Source organism: Candidatus Zixiibacteriota bacterium (assembly GCA_018820315.1).
Classification (GTDB): Bacteria; Zixibacteria; MSB-5A5; order JAABVY01; family JAHJOQ01; genus JAHJOQ01.
This window is the reverse complement of the sequence record JAHJOQ010000110.1, coordinates 38,013-58,390: the sequence shown is the minus strand read 5'-3', so window position 1 is coordinate 58,390 and position 20,378 is coordinate 38,013. Positions and strand designations below refer to the sequence as shown.

The 20,378-nt window shown below is 49.1% G+C and carries 17 protein-coding genes; 8 read left to right on the top strand and 9 right to left on the bottom strand.

Features of this window, described 5'->3' with window-relative positions; translation table 11 throughout:
• The first annotated feature begins 85 nt into the window (after nucleotides 1-85).
• The 6 genes from KKH67_11020 (at nucleotide 86) to KKH67_10995 (ending at nucleotide 8,174) form a co-directional block, all read left to right on the top strand.
• Nucleotides 86-907 (top strand): RNA methyltransferase, encoded by an 822-nt coding sequence (locus KKH67_11020; GenBank protein MBU1319709.1) that lies wholly within the window; start codon nucleotides 86-88, stop codon nucleotides 905-907.
• 14 nt (nucleotides 908-921) lie between these two features.
• Nucleotides 922-2,001, top strand: coding sequence for a hypothetical protein (locus tag KKH67_11015; protein MBU1319708.1), 1,080 nt, complete (start codon nucleotides 922-924; stop codon nucleotides 1,999-2,001).
• A gap of 218 nt (nucleotides 2,002-2,219) precedes the next feature.
• Nucleotides 2,220-4,649, top strand: coding sequence for a signal peptide peptidase SppA (gene sppA / locus KKH67_11010; GenBank protein MBU1319707.1), 2,430 nt, complete (start codon nucleotides 2,220-2,222; stop codon nucleotides 4,647-4,649).
• Between the two features lie 183 nt (nucleotides 4,650-4,832).
• A complete protein-coding gene (locus tag KKH67_11005) occupies nucleotides 4,833-6,179 on the top strand; it encodes an insulinase family protein (GenBank protein ID MBU1319706.1) in 1,347 nt (448 codons plus the stop codon).
• 18 nt (nucleotides 6,180-6,197) lie between these two features.
• Nucleotides 6,198-7,589 carry an insulinase family protein gene (locus KKH67_11000; GenBank protein ID MBU1319705.1) on the top strand — a complete coding sequence of 464 codons (1,392 nt, stop codon included), beginning with the start codon at nucleotides 6,198-6,200 and terminating at the stop codon, nucleotides 7,587-7,589.
• Nucleotides 7,590-7,760: 171 nt separating this feature from the next.
• Nucleotides 7,761-8,174 (top strand): hypothetical protein, encoded by a 414-nt coding sequence (locus KKH67_10995; GenBank protein MBU1319704.1) that lies wholly within the window; start codon nucleotides 7,761-7,763, stop codon nucleotides 8,172-8,174.
• Between the two features lie 15 nt (nucleotides 8,175-8,189).
• Here KKH67_10995 and KKH67_10990 read toward each other — a convergent pair whose 3' ends face one another.
• Entirely contained in the window at nucleotides 8,190-8,657 is a 468-nt protein-coding gene (locus KKH67_10990) for a small multi-drug export protein (GenBank protein ID MBU1319703.1), read from the bottom strand.
• A gap of 22 nt (nucleotides 8,658-8,679) precedes the next feature.
• A complete protein-coding gene (locus KKH67_10985; GenBank protein ID MBU1319702.1) occupies nucleotides 8,680-9,978 on the bottom strand; it encodes a hemolysin family protein in 1,299 nt (432 codons plus the stop codon).
• A gap of 171 nt (nucleotides 9,979-10,149) precedes the next feature.
• Between KKH67_10985 and KKH67_10980 the strand changes: the two genes are divergently transcribed.
• Together KKH67_10980 and KKH67_10975 are read left to right on the top strand one after the other, a co-directional pair.
• The gene (locus tag KKH67_10980; protein ID MBU1319701.1) at nucleotides 10,150-11,244 is read left to right on the top strand and encodes a Na/Pi symporter; all 1,095 of its coding nucleotides are present in this window, start codon (nucleotides 10,150-10,152) and stop codon (nucleotides 11,242-11,244) included.
• A gap of 4 nt (nucleotides 11,245-11,248) precedes the next feature.
• The gene (locus tag KKH67_10975; protein MBU1319700.1) at nucleotides 11,249-11,923 is read left to right on the top strand and encodes a hypothetical protein; all 675 of its coding nucleotides are present in this window, start codon (nucleotides 11,249-11,251) and stop codon (nucleotides 11,921-11,923) included.
• Between the two features lie 23 nt (nucleotides 11,924-11,946).
• Here KKH67_10975 and KKH67_10970 read toward each other — a convergent pair whose 3' ends face one another.
• The 7 genes from KKH67_10970 to KKH67_10940 form a co-directional block, all read right to left on the bottom strand.
• Entirely contained in the window at nucleotides 11,947-12,915 is a 969-nt protein-coding gene (locus KKH67_10970) for a TerC family protein (GenBank protein ID MBU1319699.1), read from the bottom strand.
• Nucleotides 12,916-12,991: 76 nt separating this feature from the next.
• A complete protein-coding gene (locus KKH67_10965; protein MBU1319698.1) occupies nucleotides 12,992-14,089 on the bottom strand; it encodes a hypothetical protein in 1,098 nt (365 codons plus the stop codon).
• Nucleotides 14,083-15,579: a hypothetical protein gene (locus KKH67_10960; GenBank protein MBU1319697.1), complete on the bottom strand. Its 1,497-nt coding sequence runs from the start codon at nucleotides 15,577-15,579 to the stop codon at nucleotides 14,083-14,085. The genes KKH67_10965 and KKH67_10960 overlap by 7 nt, the downstream gene beginning before the upstream one ends.
• A gap of 200 nt (nucleotides 15,580-15,779) precedes the next feature.
• Nucleotides 15,780-16,685, bottom strand: a complete 906-nt coding sequence (locus KKH67_10955) for a PTS sugar transporter subunit IIA (GenBank protein ID MBU1319696.1) — start codon at nucleotides 16,683-16,685, stop codon at nucleotides 15,780-15,782.
• A complete protein-coding gene (locus tag KKH67_10950) occupies nucleotides 16,685-17,329 on the bottom strand; it encodes a DUF502 domain-containing protein (GenBank protein MBU1319695.1) in 645 nt (214 codons plus the stop codon). Before KKH67_10950 ends, KKH67_10955 begins: the two co-directional genes overlap by 1 nt.
• A 53-nt stretch (nucleotides 17,330-17,382) precedes the next feature.
• Entirely contained in the window at nucleotides 17,383-18,873 is a 1,491-nt protein-coding gene (locus KKH67_10945; GenBank protein ID MBU1319694.1) for an NADH-quinone oxidoreductase subunit N, read from the bottom strand.
• Nucleotides 18,874-20,367 (bottom strand): NADH-quinone oxidoreductase subunit M, encoded by a 1,494-nt coding sequence (locus KKH67_10940; protein MBU1319693.1) that lies wholly within the window; start codon nucleotides 20,365-20,367, stop codon nucleotides 18,874-18,876.
• Nucleotides 20,368-20,378: the final 11 nt, after the last annotated feature.

Here is a 20,378-nt window from a genome sequence, read left to right as displayed (position 1 = left end):
ACGAAACGGTGAACCCAATCGCAACAGAAATCACGCTTAATTGTTTCGGTTGACTTTAAACTGACTTTTCCGCTTAATTGATGGCATGAAACTGAGTGGGAGCAGGCTAAAAGAATTCGTCTCGCTGTTGACGGTCAAGGGACGGCGGGAGAGAAACGCTTTCCTTGTCTCCGGAGTGAGAGTAATAGAGGAAGCGATCAAGGCGAACTGGCCGATCCAGTATCTTGTCGTGTCACGGTCTGAACTGACTTCGACTGGAGAGGAATTCCTTCGAAGAGTGGACGGCAAGGAGATATTCGAACTGGCAGCCAGGGATCTGAGACGTTTCGATAGCTCCCGGTCGTCGCAGGGAATCGTTGCGGTGCTATCAGGACCTGAGAAGAACGACACTCCTGCGAAGGTTAACTCGGAGCTGATTCTTGCTCTTGACGCGATGGCAGACCCATCAAACCTCGGTGCAATTCTGCGGTCGGCGCACGCATTCGGTTTCAGAGATGTGATACTGAGTTCAGGTTCTGTCGAGTTGTATTCGCCCAAGGTCGTCAGGGCATCTGCTGGCAGCATATTTCACCTTGATATCCATGCCGACGCTGAACTGGCTGATTTGCTGACTGAACTGAAGGCTTCCGGACGTAGAGTAGTTGGAACGAGTTCTGAAAGCGATATTTCTGATAGTATGCCGGAAGGTAGCAGACCAGTGTGCCTTGTTATCGGAAACGAGGCTCACGGTATCTCGGCTGGCGTTATTTCATTGTGCGACAAGGTGATCCGAATTCCGATCGGAGATGGCTGCGAATCGCTCAGTGCCCCTGTTGCAGCGGGAATTGCCATGTATGAAATCTCACAGGCTTTTCAATCTGCAAAACAGACGAAACCTGGGGCTGGGGAAACCGTAGTCAGGAAGTGAGCGAGAGGGATATTATGCCAATTCAGACCTGTAAACATGCGACATACTTGCCAATCTTGATTCTCCTGTTGTCGTTTTCAGGCACCTCGGCTCAGACTGTCAAGATTACGAATGTGACCGGCAATATTTATGAGTCAGAAACGATTACTGAACAATTGGATTTTGACGGAATCACCAGATTGGCGTTCACAGCCTCGTCGGGATTTACGGGCACAATCTCTATGAAGACTTCAGCTACCGAAACAAGGCTTGTCTACTCAGAACATTTCAAGGCGAGATCACTCGATGAGGCGGAGAACTTCGCAAAGTACATAAAGCTGGTGTCCGACAAGTCTAATGGAGTTCTCGTGCTTCGTGCCGACGCTGAGCGGGGAGCGCCCTGGCAGGGCACCGACCAGAGCGCCAGGCTCGAAATCGAGCTTGTGCTTCCAGAGAGTCTTGGAATCGACTTGCAGGCGGAGTATTTTGACATAAATATCCAGGGTCCATTCACGATTGTTGAAGTTTTGAATGACTACGGGAGAATCAGGGTATCAAACGTTACACAGATGCTCAAGATTCTTACTGAAAACAGCCGTGTAAACCTCGACAATATTCAGGGCGCCATCGACGTAACCACGTCTAACAACATGATCCGTGCTCAGAAAATAGACACAAAGGATGGAATGGCGCTTTTCAGGAATGAATACGGGGTGATAGAGATTTCTCGCCTGACTGGTGTTGTGGAATGTGTGACGTCCTATTCGGCAATTGACCTTCGAGGTATCAAGCTCACGAGCGGCAGATCTCGCTTTGTTACGACTTACGGATCTATTGACGCTGAGATTATCGAGCTTAAGGACGCCGAGCTATATGTTACCGATGATTTCTCAAATGTGGAGCTGATATTGCCGGAAGATGTCGAGGCGGAATTCGATTTGAATGTCGAACGGGGGGGAAGGATACACATGACAGGCATAACAGTCACATCGGAGGAGATGGGGCGGCACCGCCTTGTAGCTCACACAGACAATCCTGAATCTAAAGTAAATGTCGATATTAGTGGGATCGGTACGGTCAGCATTCAGGGCAAGAAATTCTATGGAGTGCCGTAGACAGATCGCCGAGCGACACAGGATATATCACACCTGCCTATTCGGTTGTAGCTTCCTACACTCAGACCCCGTCCTTTAGTCTTCACAAAGACTTGTTGCCGGATTCCATTTGAACGATTATGATAGCAATCGTAACGGGACTCGCGATGCCGGGTTGGCTCGATCCGATCAGCGCGAATGCCCTCTGATATAAGTGAATAGTCAGCCAGGGAGTGGCCATGTACGTGAAGAGAGTTGTCGCAGGAATACTGATCATACTGACTGCAATTGCAGCTAATGCGAATGCGGTGCGGTATCCATCCATTAGTTACCCGCACGGTGCAAGATCAGTCGCATCTGTCGATGGTACCGATGCAGTCTTTTATAATCCTGCTGTCATGAAATCGAACCCCTATCTCGAGATGCAGTTTTATCACTCGTTTGATGATTCGACATTCGACGGTGACAATGGACTCGTTTTTTCTCGCGGCGGATTAGGGCTGGGTTACTACAGCCTCAAGCGCAGTGGCGAGCCCTCGGTCAGTTCCTGGACGATTGCGCTGGCCTCGCGCTATAACAAACGGCTGCTGGTCGGATCGAGCTACACATTTTACAAGACCGATCGACAGGGATTCCACAACGACCATTTCTGGAAAATCGGCATGGTTTATCGCCCAAACAGGAAGCTCTCGTTGGCCGCTGTTGCTAACAATCTGAACCGTATGGAGTTCGAGGGTGATAAGACGAGCGTGGAGTACACCGTAGGTGGCGGACTGAGGCCTTTCGGCGAGAAGATCACGCTATCGGGTGATTACCTGTTCTATGGCGGCGAGAAATTCAAACATGGCAGGTTTACGGCATTCGCCGACATCAAGCTCAAAGATGGCATGTGGGTAAGTGGGCATGCCGACGAGAATAAGTTCTTTGGAATCGGATTGTCTCTTGCTTTCGGTCGATCCGTCGTAGAGTCTTATGCATACTTCGACGATGAACCGGAATTTGGATCAGGCGTGGTCTCGTACGGTTACAGTTATAACACCCGTGGCTATGCTCTGCTACACCCAAATCGTTACACGGTTCTCAAACTTTCCGGATCTTATCCTGAGGAACGTCAGACAAGCTTTCTCTGGAAAAAGGAGCGGCGGACATTCTCCGATCTGATCCTTGGACTGGATCGCATCCGCGATGATGCACACATCACAGGCATCGCATTGTATTTAGACCATCCGAAGTTCGGCTTTGCCCAACTTGAGGAACTACGGGTGAAGATCATGCAGATTAAGGCGCGGGGAAAAGAGGTCGTCTGTTTTCTTGCACCATTATCCGGGACAGGATCATACTATCTTGCATCAGCGTGCGATAAGATCGCCATGCAGAGGCTCGATCAGCTCGAAATGATGGGCCTGCGGGCTGAAGTAACATTCTACAAGGGCACTTTGGACAAGCTCGGTATCGATGCACAGCTTGAGCATATCGGTGATTATAAGACAGCCTCCGACTTGGTGACCCGCGACAGCATGTCGGTTTGTCACCGGGAGGCAGTTGATGCTCTCCTCGATGATATCTGGGATCAGGTGATGTGCGGAATCGCAGAATCGCGAGCGATTTCGTCTGACAGCCTAATGTTGCTGATCGATAATGCGCCGATTACATCTGTCGATGCTCTTGAGGCTGGGCTCGTCGATACTCTCATCTATCCGGACGAATTCGAGGACTGGGCCGGAGCTCAGTTGAGTGGTGCATCGCCGGTAACGTTCAAGCAGTACATTGATATCGGGACTTATGATGCTCGATGGGGTGAGCTTCCATGCGTTGCAATCATTCCAGCCGAGGGATCAATCACAGACGGAGTCAGCGGTAACAGCTTGTTCACCGGCAAGTCTCTTGGATCTGAGACGCTGAATCAGGCAATTCGCAGGGCACGTACGAATGAGTCTGTCAAAGCGGTTGTCCTCAGGGTGAATAGTCCCGGGGGGCAGGTGCTTGGTTCAGAGTCTATTTGGCGTGAACTGAAACTGACTCAGGAACAGAAACCGGTCATTGTCTCGATGAGCAATGTTGCGGCATCCGGGGGGTATCATATCTCATCCGCCTCGGACTACATACTGGCGCAGAATTCGACAGTCACCGGATCGATCGGCGTGATTTACGGAAAACTCGACCTGTCGAGGCTTCGCGAGAATCTTGGTTTCTCGACCTATATCGTCAAGAGGGGAGATAACGCCGATTTTTTTTCGATGGCGCACGGTTTCACCGATGAGCAGCGCCTGAAGCTCCACAAGCAGATCAGGCTTGTTTACGATGATTTCGTCAATACCGTGGCGGAAAATCGGGGTATGACGTACGACGAAGTTGACGAGGTTGCTCAGGGACGTATATGGAGCGGAAATCGCGCGTTTGATCGCAATCTCATTGACGGCATTGGCGGGATTTCCGATGCGATAGACACAGCCTGCCAGCTGGCACGTATCAAGCGCCGGGATGTTGTTGTGGAGATTGTCCCGACCAGGCAGCACTCAGCGATTCCGAGCTTGCAGCCCCTGGCGACTGTGGCAGGTCTTATCAGATTAGTCACACATCCGGAAGTCGCAGAAATACCTGATGACTTCGCTGCCGGATTGGGAAACGGGTATTATTTCAGGAGTCCCTACGAGATAAGAATCAAATAACCTTGCAACATGTGCGGTTTCCGGCAGGGGAAGTTTGTCCAGCAGGAACGCGATAATCTGCAAAGCTTGCGAAACCAGCGCACTTTCAATTCTGTTGTTAAACCGGTTGCCAAAATCGATCTGGAAAGAGTATATTAGCCCGATTGGAATGAGAGTATCTGTCAATATGGAAGGAGGAAGGAAGTGAAACTAACACTTATTGCGCTGTTGACAGCGTTCTGTCTGATGTCGGTACCGGCCATCGCTGCAGGTCCAGCCGAGTGGCCGATTACTGAAGCGGAGTTGGATAACGGCCTGAAGGTGATCATTCTCGAAGATCATTCGACGCCGGCTGTAACCAGTCAGATCTGGTATCATGTCGGCTCGAAGAACGAACGGCCGGGAATCACCGGAATCTCGCACCTGTTTGAACACATGATGTTTAAAGGTTCGAAGAACATACCGCCAGAGGAACACGCCAGAATAGTCCAGAAGAACGGTGGTACATCGAACGCATACACCTATTTCGATCAGACCGTCTATCACGAGACACTCGGTAATGAAAAGCTTGATCTGGCGCTATCTCTGGAAGCCGAACGGATGCAGAATCTCACCATCGATGACAAGAATCTTGCTTCGGAGAGGCAGGTCATCATAGAAGAGCGGGGCTGGCGCATCGACAACAATCCATTCATGCCGATTGTCGAGCAGTTGTTTGCGACTTCATACAATGCGCATCCTTATGGCTGGCACGTAATCGGCTGGATGAGTGACCTCGAATCGATAACGCTGGATGATTGCCGGAATTATTTCGATACGTACTATGTTCCCAATAACGCAACCCTTGTGATTGCAGGCGATGTCAATCCGAAGGATGCCATGCAGCTTGTCGAGAAGCATTTCGGTGCAATTCCGCGCGGTGCTGAGCCCCCCCGTCCTCATACGGTGGAGCCGGTGCAGATGGGCGAGAGGAGAGTGGAATTCCACAAGCAGGCACAGCTTCCGGTCTTCATAGCCGGATACCACACTCCGGAGATGCTTAACGAAGATACTTACGCGCTTGACGTGCTCTCCAGAGTATTCTCTGGCGGGCAGAGTTCACGCGCTTATAAACGTCTTGTCTATGACGAACAAATCTGCCTCTTCGCAGGTGGTCAGTTCGAGACAAGAGAAGACCCTGCATTATTCTACGTGTTCGCATTCATGAATCCGGGAGCGACGACTGAGACTGCGGAGGCTGCTCTCTATGATGAATTGGAGAAGATCAAGAATGAACCGCTTACCGATCACGAATTGCAGAAAGCGAAAAACCAGATCGAAGCGGAATTGGTCGGGCAGATGGAGTCCATCGATGACAAAGCTCAGATGCTCGGGCAGTATCAGACCCTCACCGGCGACTATCGCAATATGTTTGGAGAAATGGACAAGTACATGGCTGTGACCGCCGATGACGTGATGCGAGTTGCCAAGAAGTACTTCGATTCCAGGAATCGTACCGTAGTTACGCTGGTGCCGGAGCAGTCTGACGCCGGCATGGGCTTTGGATTGTAAGGCAGGGAGTGAAACGTAATGAGAAATCGATCAATCACAGTTGTTGCATTGATAGCGACGGCAGCCTTTATTCTTGCCACGTCAGCCGTGGCAAGCGATGTGAAACTGCCGAAGATGAACCGGAAAACACTTGATAACGGTCTCGAGGTTATCGCACTGGAGCATCACGAGCAGCCGGTTGTCTCGATACGGCTCGTCATACGAGGCGGTCAGAGTTTTGATACCGCCGACAAAGCGGGACTCGCGAACTTCACGGCGTCTCTCCTGAGACAGGGAACGACAACACGCGATGCCAACCAGATATCGGAAGAGATAGACTTCGTAGGCGGATCGCTGGCTGCGGGTGCCGGACTTGATGAAACCAACGCCAATTGCGAAGTGCTCTCGAAGCATCTTGCGGTCGGATTCGACCTTCTTTCCGATATGGTCATCAATCCGACATTCGCCGACGATGAAGTCGAGCGCATTCGCAACCAGACGATTTCTGCGATCATGCGCTCCAAAGATGATCCCAACAGCATTGCAGCTGAGATGTTCAACAAACAAATCTTTGGGGATCATCCGTATGCTCTTCCCGCTATGGGCACCGAAGAAAGCATGTCGATGCTGACCAGAGACGATGTGGTCGCATTTCATCAGAAATACTACGTACCGAACAACTCATTTCTGATCGTTGTCGGAGACATCAAGCCGGATGAAGTTTTCGAGATGGCTTCAGTTAAGTTTGGCCCGTGGCAGAAGGGCACAGTGCCGGAGATGAATTTCCCGGCCCCTCCGACGATCAGCGGATACAAGATTGTCTTGATAGACAAGCCGGATGCCACTCAGTCGAACATCATGTTCGGCCATCTTGGGATCAATCGATCCAACCCGGACATATTCGCTGTCAGAGTGATGAATTACATAGTCGGCGGTGGCGGTTTTGTTTCGCGCCTGATGAAGGACATTCGAGCGGAACAGGGGCTGACTTACGATATCAATTCGCAGTTTTCGTATCAGCGCGATATCGGCGATTTTGCAGTGACGACATTCACCGGCAATGAGAACACCGCCAGCGCGATCAATTCGACTATTGAACTGTTGAAGAAAGTAGGGGCGGAGGGACTGACCGACGAGGAAATCGACGACTGCCATTCGTTCTACTCCGGATACTTCCCGCTGGTATTCGAGACTCCGGCACAGATCGCTCAACAGATTCAGACCGCTGAGCTTTATGGGCTCGGTGTTGAATACCTGACATCATACGTGTCAAAGATTAACGGTGTCGATGTCGCTGCAGCGAATAAGGCGGCGAAGGACTATATCGATCACGACAACATGATATTCGTAGTTGTCGGCAAGGCAGCGGATATCAAGGCTGGTCTCGAGGAGCTCGGCCCGGTGACGATGTACAAGATATCTGAATTGTAAACACTCTTCGAAGATATAGATGGTGAGAAAGGCCCTTGCGGGCCTTTCTCTTTTGTTGTTCGCTTAGATATTTCTGGTGCTCTCAAGGGCTGCGACTCGGTGCGGACATTGGGATATCCCACCTGTACCAGACTCTTGCGCGATTCGTTTTAGGACGCTATTATCGGAAGCATGGAACGGATTCTGACAGCGACGCGGATTCTGCATTGCGGAATTCGATATGGGAGAGCCGGAATCGAGGCATTCGCCGGGCATGAAATTGAGCCGCTTATTGCAGAGGTGTTCGGAGAACTTCACAAAAATAACTTGCCGGAAGAGGAGTTTCTACTCGCAGTCAAGAAGATGTTCGACCGCAAGGACTGCACGTTGCCTTCTGAATTCGAGATACCTGTCAATCCTCGAATCGAACATATTCTCTCAGAGATAAGGGCTGATGAATTCTACAGAGCCGATCCGAGGATCGAGCAGATCAGCGATTTCAGACAAGAGTCTGTACTGAGTGATTTCGTGTACTGCCTGACGCAGCTATTTCACGCGGATTCTGAACGGTACCGCAGGATAGCAGCTACGATCGAATCCGGATGAATTCAAAGAGGCGTACTATTTTGTGAAGATGCGCAGGATGCCGACTCCGGTCAATGTAGCGACACTGACTATAACTCCCGCAATCACTACCCCGAGCGCTAAATACCAGAAGGCTTTGCGTTTGTTCAGTTCGAGCAACCAGGCTGCGAGCGTGCCGGTATAGGCTCCTGTCACAGGCAGTGGTATCGCGACGAAGAGCATTACTCCCCAGTAGCCGTACTTGCCGACCTTCGTCTCGGCTTTGCGAAGTGTCCTGATGACCATTTTGTCGAAGAGCCACTTGTATGGACCGATCTTATATAATTGATGGTGCAGAGTATCGAGGAAGATGAAAAGAGCTGGGATTACCAGAATATTCGAGGCGACACAGACCAGGTAGGCGACCGGCAGGCTGATGTCGTTTGCGACGGCATAAGGAATGCCGCCTCTCAGCTCGGCAATCGGCAGCAACGAAAGCACAACGGAGTAAAGCAAAGGGTTCATATCTGCTCTTTGATGCTGCTAATCATGATTCGATTATCTCGATTCTGAGCTTGTCTATTTGGTGGCCGGTTTTTTCTGTAACAGTGATCCGAATATTGCCATATTCGATTTTCTGATTCAGGGCAGGGATATCGCCAAGGTGATTGTAGATGAATCCACCCATAGTGTCCGCGCCATCTTCCGGCAGCCTGGTGTCGAGAAGTTTGTTGAGGTCTCCGACACTCATTCGTGACGATATGATGACTGATCCATCGGCCTGAAACTTGTAATCCGGTTCCTCGGCATCGTATTCATCCCATATCTCGCCTACGATCTCTTCCATGATATCTTCGAGAGTGACAACACCCGCTGTTCCACCGAACTCGTCGAGGACAATAGCCATGTGCATCTGCTTGCGCTGGAAGTCCTTGAGCAGCTCTGTCAATCCTTTTGAATCGGGTACGAAGAAAGGTGTGCGCATGATGTCCTGGAGGATGATAAGTCCGGAATGGAGCAGTATATTTATGATATCTCGCGTATAGATCATTCCGATGACATTATCTATCGAATCTCTGAACACTGGATAGCGCGAGAACCCCTCCTCAGAGATGTACCGAAGAGCCTTGCTCGCATCCCAGTCGACATTAATCGCCGAAATATCCATCCGGGGAGTCATGACCTTGTGTACTGTGCTTTCTGTAAACTCAAATACAGACTCAATGAGGTCATGCTCAGTTTGGCTGAATTCTCCCGACTCTCGCCCCTCGGAAATGATATGGACAATTTCATCTTCCGTGATGACGGACTGCAGTGGTCCGGAATCCTGGCGAATGATCTTAAGGACAAGCCTGCTTGACAGTGTGAGAATTTTAACCGGCACATATGCGAGCATCATGAAGATCGATATTGTTCGCGCAACCGCTAATGAGATTCTCTCAGCGTGTTTAAGCCCGAGACGTTTTGGGACCAGCTCTCCGAATACCAGGGTCAGAAAACCGATTCCGAGAACTACAACCGTTATTGCGATGGATCCGGCCGATTCTCTGATAATTCCTATCGAACTATCGGCAAGCACCACATTGAGTCGTTTGACAAGAGTAGCTCCACCTACGACGGATGCCAGAGTGCCCACGAGCGTTATCCCGACCTGGATGGCGGCCACAAGGCGATTTGGTTTCGCATGCAGTCGTTCGACCAATTCAGCCTTTTTGTTGCCTTTCTTAATGAACTGAGAAATCTTGCTTCGACGAGCAGATATCAGGGCATATTCCGAGGCGGCAAAGAAGCCGTTAGCGAGAATCAGAATGACAATCGCGATAAGTTCCAGCCAGTGAGAATCCATCGTGATACGAATATAGATAAATACAGTTCACGCCGCAAGGCTCATCATCCGGCGGAATTCAGTAAGGCATCTCAATCCGTAGTCGATCTCCAACATTCCCTGACATAAATCTGACAGAACGCTAATATTTTCTTTCGGTGTGCCATCCAAATCCGTATATTAGCGAGCGAGATGCGATTAGGAGGGGATCAGCGGCTTTCAGGTCTTGTGGCGGCAATCAAGATTGTCGTCCTTCTTTATGTATTTCTTCTATCAATCGCACTCCTCGGAACTTCATTCAAAGCATTCGGAAGTGGATTCGCAAAGCAATTGGTGGAGTCTACCTCCAACCCGTTCCTGGGGTTGATGATAGGTGTCATTGTCACGAGTCTTGTCCAGAGTTCATCAGTGACGACTTCTTTGATTGTGGGGCTGGTCGGCGGCGGGGCACTCAGTCTGCAGTCGGCAATCCCAATGGTGATGGGCGCCAATATCGGTACAACTGTCACGAATATGCTGGTCTCGTTGGGTCAGATTGGACGGAAGGACGACTTCAGACGAGCATTTTCGGCTGCCGTCGTGCATGATACGTTCAACGTGATAACCGTCGCCATACTGTTTCCCATTCAGATTAAGTTCAATCTCCTGGGTAGGTCGGCTGAATTTCTCTCCAGGATGTTCGTTGGAGTCAGTGGGGCCAAATTCTCCAGCCCCATCAAAATAGTGGTCAAACCAGCGGCGGATTTGATTGATGCAGTGGTTGGTGGGAACCCGTGGATGCTAATCATAATTGCCGGAATACTTCTCTTTGTCTCCCTGAACTATCTTGTCAAGACCCTGAAGTCGGTAGTAGTATCAAGAGTCCAGGTTTTCTTTGACAGGGTGATTTTCAAGAACGCCGCCATCAGCCTGGTCTTTGGCCTCGTAGTCACAGTGATGGTCCAATCCAGTTCGATCACAACTTCTCTGGTCGTTCCGCTGGCTGGTGCCGGATTACTAAATCTATGGCAAGTCTTGCCATATACGCTGGGTGCCAATGTTGGCACGACCGTTACAGCAATCCTTGCATCGATGGCGACCGGAGAAGCCAGCGCTGTGACTGTTGCTTTCGCTCATTTACTCTTTAATGTCTTCGGAATCATCATAATATGGCCGTTTAGGATCGTACCAATAAGGGTAGCAGAGTATGCGGCCACGCTTGCGGTGAAGAATCGGATGTTTCCTATTGCATTCGTAGTCGTATTCTTTTATGCTATTCCGCTTGGAATCGTATTACTAACGAGGTAAGAACATGCTTAGAGAAATATTGAATCTATTCAACAGGGAGAGTCTGCTTGATCAGGCATACTCTGATGTCATCACGATGTTGAAGGAAGACGAAGAGATGTTTGCCGAGGCAATTCGGTCACTCCGTCGGTTAGATACCGCCGAGTTGCGCTTCGATTTTCGCGAAAAAGACAGAAAGATCAACAAATTCGAGCGCGAGGTCAGAAAGAAAGTCCTCACTCATTTGTCTGTGCAGCAAGGTTTCGATGTGTCGGCGGCTCTGGTGATTACCAGCATCGTCATCGACGTAGAGCGAATCGGTGATTACTGCAAGAATTTCGCGGATTTGGCGAAGATGCACCCGAAGCGGCTCAGTTTCGGGAAGAATGAGACGGAAGTGGTCGATATTGAGCAGGCGATTGAAAGGCGTTTCACCAATACGATCAGGTCTCTGGAGGACTTCGACGTCAAATTGGCCAAAACTGTACTTGATGGTCACACGGATATAACGAAATTCTGCGACGTGATGGCAACAAAGCTGGTCACTGGTAAAGTCGAAGATCTCAATCCCGGAGATTACGCTGCTGCCGCACTCTATATCCGTTACTTGAAGAGAATCGCTGCCCACCTGTCGAATATCGCATCGTCAGTTGTCAATCCATTCCACAGAATAGGGTACAAGCCGAAGGAAGAGGAATAGAATTGCTGTAGAAATGGGCAATTTCAGGCTGTTCTTGATGTCTGCTCAGGATGTTTGTCTCCGGTCTCGCCATTCTTCTTTGGGAAAATTAGCGACAGTATTATCGAGGCTGCAAGCAATAGTGCCACCGTTCCCAGTGCGATGCTATTGGGGATAGGATAGATCGTCGAAAGAAGCATCTTAATACCTACAAGAGACAGGATGGCTGCAAGCGCATACCTCAGATAGTAGAATAGCTTCATGAGACCTGCCATGGCGAAATAGAGCGCGCGCAGCCCGAGAATAGCGAATACGTTGGACGTGTAGACAATGAATGGATCGAGCGTGATTGCGAATATAGCAGGGATCGAGTCGACAGCGAAAACAATATCGGTCGTCTCAATGACCACGAGCACAACCAATAGTGGAGTGCCGAGCGTTCGTTTGTTTCTTCTGACGAAGAATTTTCCCCCTTCATATTTTGCTGTTATCGGCAGAAGCTTGCGAACGAGTCTGAGGATAGGATTTCTCTCCGGCTCAACTTTGGTGTCGCCGCCGAATCCCATCCTGATACCTGTGAAGACCAGAAAAGCCCCGAAAACGTAGATAAGCCAATGGAATTTGGCGATCAGGATCGTGCCGACTGCTATGAAGAGTCCTCTGAAGATCAGCGCACCGAGAATTCCCCAGATGAGTACTTTGTACTGGTACTTGGTGGGCACCTGAAAATACGTAAATATCAGCAGGAAAACGAAAATGTTGTCTATACTAAGCGTCCTCTCAATCACATAACCGGTGAAGAACTGGAGAGATACCTCAGTCCCGCGCCAGAAATAGACTCCAACATTGAATACCAGGGCTACCACGATCCAGATTACGCTCCAGAGCAAAGCTTCCTTGATCGATATTTCGTGATCCTTGCGATGGAAGAATCCGAGATCGATGGCGAGCATCAGCAGGACGAGGATGTTGAACCCTATCCAGAGGAAATACTTGTTTGCCAGAAGCTCCATCATGATTGTTCAGACCGGCATACGCCGATAACGCCCAAGCTCGCCCGCCTATGCAGGACGCAGGCGCAGTACTTTGTTATGTCTTGGAATCTTTAACAACGAAAATAGCAGCGGATTCGGTTGTATAAGTTTTACCTTCCCAATGAAACTCTAGTTCAAAACCCATATCCTGTTCAATCTTGTCTAAATACGAACTTACGCTATCCGCTATTAACTGTCTTGCTCGTTTCAGCTTCCAAGATTCAAAGAAATCACCTTTGTCAACTAAAACTAAGAACAACCGATTAGATGCATCAAAACGTCGCACCCCTTGATTTTCGTACAACCATCTTACTAAGTGCTCCGGCTTTTCCATACATTCTTTCAAGAGAGTTTCTCTGTTTTTCTGCAATGAGGCTATTAGCTCGGATGCGCTATCACTAGGACTGTCGTCCAACTTTCTCCACAGATCAGGAACCAGAACCGAATCCGCTACTTCCTTATCAAAAGCAATCTTCAATCTCCTTGCCATGGATTTCAGTAAAGTAAGTTCCGGCTTTAATCCTTGTTCTTTCCGGGAATCTCGCACATAACCCTCAGGTAAATAGGTTACTTTTAAGTCGAACGGTTTGTCATTGACAAAAAAGTCAATTTTTTTGACTAGACCTACTGCTGGTATTACTTTTTCATGCTCTTTGAAAACATCCTCTATGACGATTGAGCTCCAGTGATTGTACCATGAAGCTAAGACATAAGCCCGCATGCTGTTATGCAAGTCATTCTCTATGGCAAAATTCAGAATATCAAAGGAAGTGATTCTCTTCACATAGTTATCTACTATTGTTTTTTCCAGGCTGTTCTGGTGCAATCCGCCCCACTGAAATGACTGAACCTTGTAAAGCTCACTCACCAATTGACTCTCATGTTGTCGCCTTACTTCTCTCTCCTTCTCATACAAGTTAGCTATTACATTGTCTATTGATGATGTCTCGACATCCGACTCATATAGTGTCTTCAACCACACTTTAGATTTGGTATCTCCTACATCAATATTGGAACTTTCTATAAGGTACTGCATCTGGTCTTTTCTGGAAAGAGAACGCAATTTTAGAAATCGCATGCCCTCACTTGTTGAAGAAAGCTCGCGAATCTGATCATCCTTGAACATCTGATTAGCGGTATCGAAATCTAACATGGTCGGCTAGCCTTTTTGGGGTAATCAGTTGACCATTCATTCATTATGTTGAATATTCCCATGATATTTTTCCGGCGTTCTTTGCTAATGTCTTTGCCGTATAAGAGTACGTAATCCGTTTTCAATCCACCCTTCCTGTTATCTTGCACTACCGATCCAGCAGAATATTCCATGGGATAGCAACCAAGATATTCGAGATCAGCGGCTTCTTCCAACTCATGAAGACTATCCCAGTGATCATCAGATCTTGCATTGAACATAACAGCCAGTAAGCCATCATCTCTGAGAATGCGGGAACATTGCCCAAAGATCAATGATAATTTCTTATTATAGGCATCTATATCCTTGCCGCGTCCTTTTGCATTTGAGACTACAAGCTCGCCATCATATTTTGAATCCAACCCTAATATGCTGTTCCACATTTCGCTCAATTCCAAATAAGGAATTCTGTCGCCGTGCGGAGGATCGGTCAGTATTACCCTAACTGATTTGGACGGTATGTCCTTCAAGAGATCCTCAGAGTCACCCACGCATACATAGACATCACAGCGATCATTCTGAAACCTATCTAAATTCAATGCAATTGAGTTCTGTCTCAATGCTCCGATATCCCTAATGGCCTTTAGTAATTTTCTCGCTTTATTCTCGAAGCAATTCCATGCATTAATTTCAAAATGTTGTTCAGGTCTCCAGTAACCTATTACCCAGCTACCCACCTCTATCTTTTCGCTCTCCTTTCCAGTGGTCTTGCCTCGTTTAGAAACTGCAAAGACCATTTCCGACATCTGACCAAGTGACGATGACAGAATAAGCGACAATGCTCTCTTCATCCGTTTGTCATATTTCTCTATCTCACTCCTAACTAAGTCGATAGCCCTTAACGCTCGCGGGTTGAAGAGGTCCCTAATGTCAAGTTCTTTCTTAGTATTAATGCGCGAATTATCAAATAACCTTAGGTCTCTGATATATTCAGGATTGTATATATCTTTATGTTCCAGTCCAATGATCTCATCTTCGCTTACATCAAGCTCAACTCGATTTTTCCCGACTTTCTTCCAGACCTTTGTGATGCGGTTGTTCTCCCACAGAATGTGTGTGGCGATATTATTGGCAGACAAGAGATACATCTCATCGATGATCGGCCTAACTTCCTTCTCGATAGAAGTAATTGCATTATTCAGATCTTTATAGCTAGGCAGATCCAAATAGAGCTTTGTTAACTCTATGCTTATTGGATTGATGTCAAAGCCAATGAAACGCCTTTCTAGGTCAGTGCATTCCTTTGCGATTAGGCCAGACCCGAGAAACGGGTCTAGGACAATCTCATCAACATCAGTCAGATTCTCAATCAGAAATCGCCATGCTTCGGTGGGCTTCTTCCCCCAATACTTGTGGAATCCCGAAAGCCCTTTGTAGCCATCCGGCGGGACATGCATCCATTTTCTTGAGTTATCTTTAAAATCTAGTTCTGTTTGCGTATTAGCGGTCATTGAAAAAGTATCCCAGTGAAGTGACTAAGCGACATACCTGTCGCATATGCTGTGGCCTCTTATCCATATTGCCAGTTAATATACCCATTCCTGCGACCACTTCAACCAAAATCGGGCTTTGATGCATCATGCGCAAGAGCTAGACTCCAACCTGCATCTGAGTGATTTGATCTCAGGGAATACGTCGATTGTGGTGCGGGCTAGCCTCGGATGATCTTAGCCACCATGTCGGAGATGACAACCAAGCCCACGATTTTCTGGTCTCGAACGACCGGGACGCGATACAGGTCCTTGAACAGCATCATGGCAGCGACCTCGGTGACAGAAGCGTCTTCTTCGACCGCATAGACATTCGAGGTCATCAGTTCGCCGACCGTGATCTTGTCCTCCTGTTTGAGGAGGTTTTCGAACGGTTCTGCCTCATAGGTGAGGGCGAGATTGGTGATCAGCGACCGGTAGTCGGGCATGGCTGCTCGAATCAGATCACGGTTGGTGATCTCCCCGATCACATGACCTTCATAATCTACGACAGGCAGACCCGATATGCGGTGTTTGAAGAGCAGGTTTGCCACTTCCTTGAGAGTTCTATCCGGTGTGACAGTGACTGGCTCCTCACCCATTACATCCTTAACCACAAGTTCCTTTTTCAGCTCAATTCCGGATGACGCGATGAGGTCGATGACGTTCTGCGGCGATTTAGCTTGAAGCAGTGCTGCTCTATTTTCCGGATCCCTTGCCAGAGTAGCGAGAGCCGAAAGTGTCTGTAGATAGAATTTTGAGATGTTACGCGGCGTGAGCATTAGACAGATGATCTTGAGCGGCTCGCCATCAATTGTCTCATCTTCGAGACCATTCTTCGAAATTCCCATGGATACGTACATCCGATCGACTTCGGCGGTACGTGCATGTGGAAATGAGAATCCTCGACCGTACGATGTGTTTTCGATTTCCTCTCTCTCGAAGATCGAGTTAAGAACAGATTCACGATCGATGCCATCATACTTGGCGAGGACAAGGTCAAACAGTTCTACGATTGCTTCTGTTTTTGAGGATGCTTTAAGGTCGACTCTGACCAATTCAGGCTCAAGTAGTCTGGAGAGCTTCATCAGTCGCTAGCCTCCCGCTCATTAGGTTCGAGGGCAGGTAGCCAGGACTTGGGGCAGGCGACGCCGCCGGAAACCAGGAACTTGATGGCTTCCTCGACGGGCATATCAATCGGATGAATGTCGTCCTTTGGGATCATCGCCATAAAACCGGTGAAGGGCGTGGGTGTCGATGCAACGAAAACCGCGCGATACTCGCCCTCGATTCCTCCACTAGTTAGATCGACATCGTTCGCCAAAAATCCAATTACCCAAACGTCTTTTCGAGGGTACTCTACCAATGCAACCCTCTTGAAAGATGATTGGGACTTAGGTGTGATAGTCTCAAGGAGCTGCTTCGCAGGGATGTAGACCGTCCTGACCAGAGGTACTTTCTCGACCAGACGCTCCCACGTCCGAATGAGTCTGCCACCGATGACACTGTGTGCGATGAATCCTGCCAGCAGAATGAGCAGAAGCGTGACTACAATTCCGAGCCCGGGAACTTCGTATCCGAGATACCTTGTAAAGAACGGACTCAGCAATCCGTCCAGCTTGGCAAGAAGGAAGCTGAGTACCTGATAACTAATGACTAGCGGTACAATTACCAGTAGGCCGGAAATGAACCGGTTCCTGATCAACCCTGTTATAGATCTTCTAAAAGACATATAGGTCTTCGCTTTAATACGAAAATCGCGTCAGCGTGTCAAGGAATTTGCGATCAACCGCCAAATACCGCTACAGCCTTTTCGGCGAGCGAAACGAACGGCTGCGGATAGATGCCGATCGCTATCGTGCCGATGAAAGTCAGGGCTATCGTCGCGGCAAGCATAGGAGCCACCCTCACCTTGACCGCAGATTCGGCAGCTTCTTCAAAATACATCTGCTTGATTATGTAGGCATAGTAGAACAGCGCAATGACGGAGGTGAGCACACCGATGAAGACCAGCCAGAGATATCCGCCCGCTGCAATAGCGGATGCGAACACGTAATACTTGGCCATAAATCCGACCAGGGGAGGAATCCCTGCCAGCGACAATAGGAATACCGACATCGCCGCAGCAAGCAGCGGTGATCTCTTTGCCAACCCGGCATAGTCCTTGATCTGGTCTGAATCATGCTGGTGAGAGAAGGCGATTGCGACCGCAAATGCTCCCATATTCGCAAACATGTAACCGAACATATAGAAAGAGAGGGATGATATGCCGAGTTCCCATGGACGGTCACCTCCGGTGCCGAAGAACCGAGACATAGCCACCAGCCCAATCAAGATATACCCTGCCTGAGCGATGGAAGAATATGCGAGCATTCTCTTTATGTTTGTCTGCAAGACTGCGGTTATGTTACCCACAATCATCGCCAACGCGGCAAGCACTGCAATCACTAACCCCCAGTCCTCCATCAGTGCATCGATCCTGAATGCGCCGATCAGTATCCTGATCATTGCTGCAAGGCCTGCTGCCTTCGAGGCAACCGACAGATAGGATGTTATCGGAGTAGGAGCACCCTCGTAGACATCCGGAGCCCACATATGAAACGGAACGACAGCAAGTTTGAACGCGAGTCCGGCGATCATGATGACCATGCCGAGAACGTGCACATCCCACGCCACCTTTATGATTCCCTGATTGAGTTTGGCAGCCATCAGAGCCCGCATTGCACCGAGATCGGTGGTGCCGGTAGCGCCGTAGATCATGCTCATTCCGTACAGAAGAATGGCCGAAGAGATGGCGCCGAGAATCAGGTACTTCAATCCGGCTTCTGATGACTCAATTCTGGTCTTGCGGTAAGCAGCCAGAATGAACAGCGTGATAGTAGTCAATTCCAGCGCAACGTAGAGAGAGATCATTTCACCGGCAGACGCGATGAACATCATGCCTACGGTCGACATCAGTATCAGGCCGTAATATTCGCCTCGGTGATATTTCAGTTTTTCAGAGAACTGTCCGGAGCTGGCGACTGCTATCATTGTCGATGCAAGGAAGATGATATTGAAGAAGAAGGTGAACCCATCAGAGATGAAAGTCCGTCCAAATGTTCTTCCGGGCGGCGTCATGCACGCGATGACTATTGTGATCGCAAGCCCTGCCAGTGCGACATACGCCAGAATGTCCTTTCTTCCCTTAAGGAAAAAGAGATCCAGAACGAAGAGCAAAATCGCCCAACAGAAGAGGAATAGCTCCGGCATCAACAATGAGAAATCAGGCAGCATCTATCTCCCCACCAGCATTACAATGTTTTCCAGCGTCGCTGCCATCAGATTGGCGAGCGGTTTCGGATATATACCGATTGCAAGAGTCAGTATGATAAGCGGCGTTACGGTGAATATCTCTCTGGCATTCATCTCAGTAAGGTGTTCCCACTTCACATTGAACTGCCCGAGGAACATGCGCTGAACCATCCTGAGTATGTATCCTGCTGTCAGTACTACGCCGATCACCGCAATGCCCGTGAGTACCGGATATTTAGCGAATCCGCCGATAAACACCAGGAATTCCGATACGAAACCGGAGAGTCCCGGAAGTCCGAGTGATGCCATCGCGAAGAATGTCATTATAGAACCGTAAACCGGCATTTTCGTCCAGAGCCCGCCGAAAGCTGCGATCTCGCGAGTGTGAGCGCGATCGTAGAGAGCGCCGACCAGAAGGAACAGCGCGCCTGTGATCAGACCGTGCGAGAACATTTGGAACACGCAGCCCGAAAGACCGATGATGAACGGCTTACCGTCGACTGAGATGAAGAAGACCGACATTCCGAGCAGGCAGTAGCCCATGTGAGACACGGATGAATATGCCACGAGCTTCTTCAGGTCCGTCTGAGCCATTGATACAAGTGCACCATATATGATGCCGATCACGCCGAGAACTGCCAGCATGAGTGAGAAGTAGTTGGTTCCGAACGGGAGCATCGGGTACGAAATCCTCAGAATACCGTAGGTTCCCATCTTAAGCAACACACCGGCCAGAATCACCGACACAGCCGTCGGAGCTTCGACATGCGCGTCAGGTAACCACGTGTGGAATGGGAAGACCGGCACCTTGATAGCGAATGCGATGAAGAAGAATGCCCAGATCATGATCTGAAGGTCGTGCCCCAGACTTGGTCCTACTCTAATTAGCTCCATGATGGACAGAGTGTGTGGCGCAGTATTGAAATACAGAAGCAGTATTCCGACAAGCATGAAAATCGAGCCAAACAGCGTATACAGGAAGAACTTGATTGCCGCGTATATCTTTCTCGGCCCACCCCAGATTCCGATCAGGAAGTACATCGGAACCAGCATAATCTCCCAGAAAACGTAGAACAGGAAGAAATCGAGAGCTGCGAAAACTCCCATCATTCCCACTTCAAGAAGCAGAAAGAATGCGAAGTACTCTTTCACACGATTCGCGATTCCGAATGATGCGACGATTGAGATGAAGCTCAGAAGTGCGGTCAAGAACAGCATCGGAACCGACAACCCATCGGCACCGAGATGGTAGTTGACGCTCAGCGATGGAATCCATGAATGCAGTTCGATGAACTGCAGCTTCGACGTCGTCCAGTCGTAGTTTGCAAGCATCAGAAATGAGAGCAGGAGCGGGATGAACGAGAAAAACGCCGAAGTGTACCGAATAACCTGCATCTGCGACTGTTTAAGGAAGAGGACGACGATCATTCCTAGCAGCGGAATAAATATCATCAAACTGAGAATCGGTATATCCATCGAGAACTCCT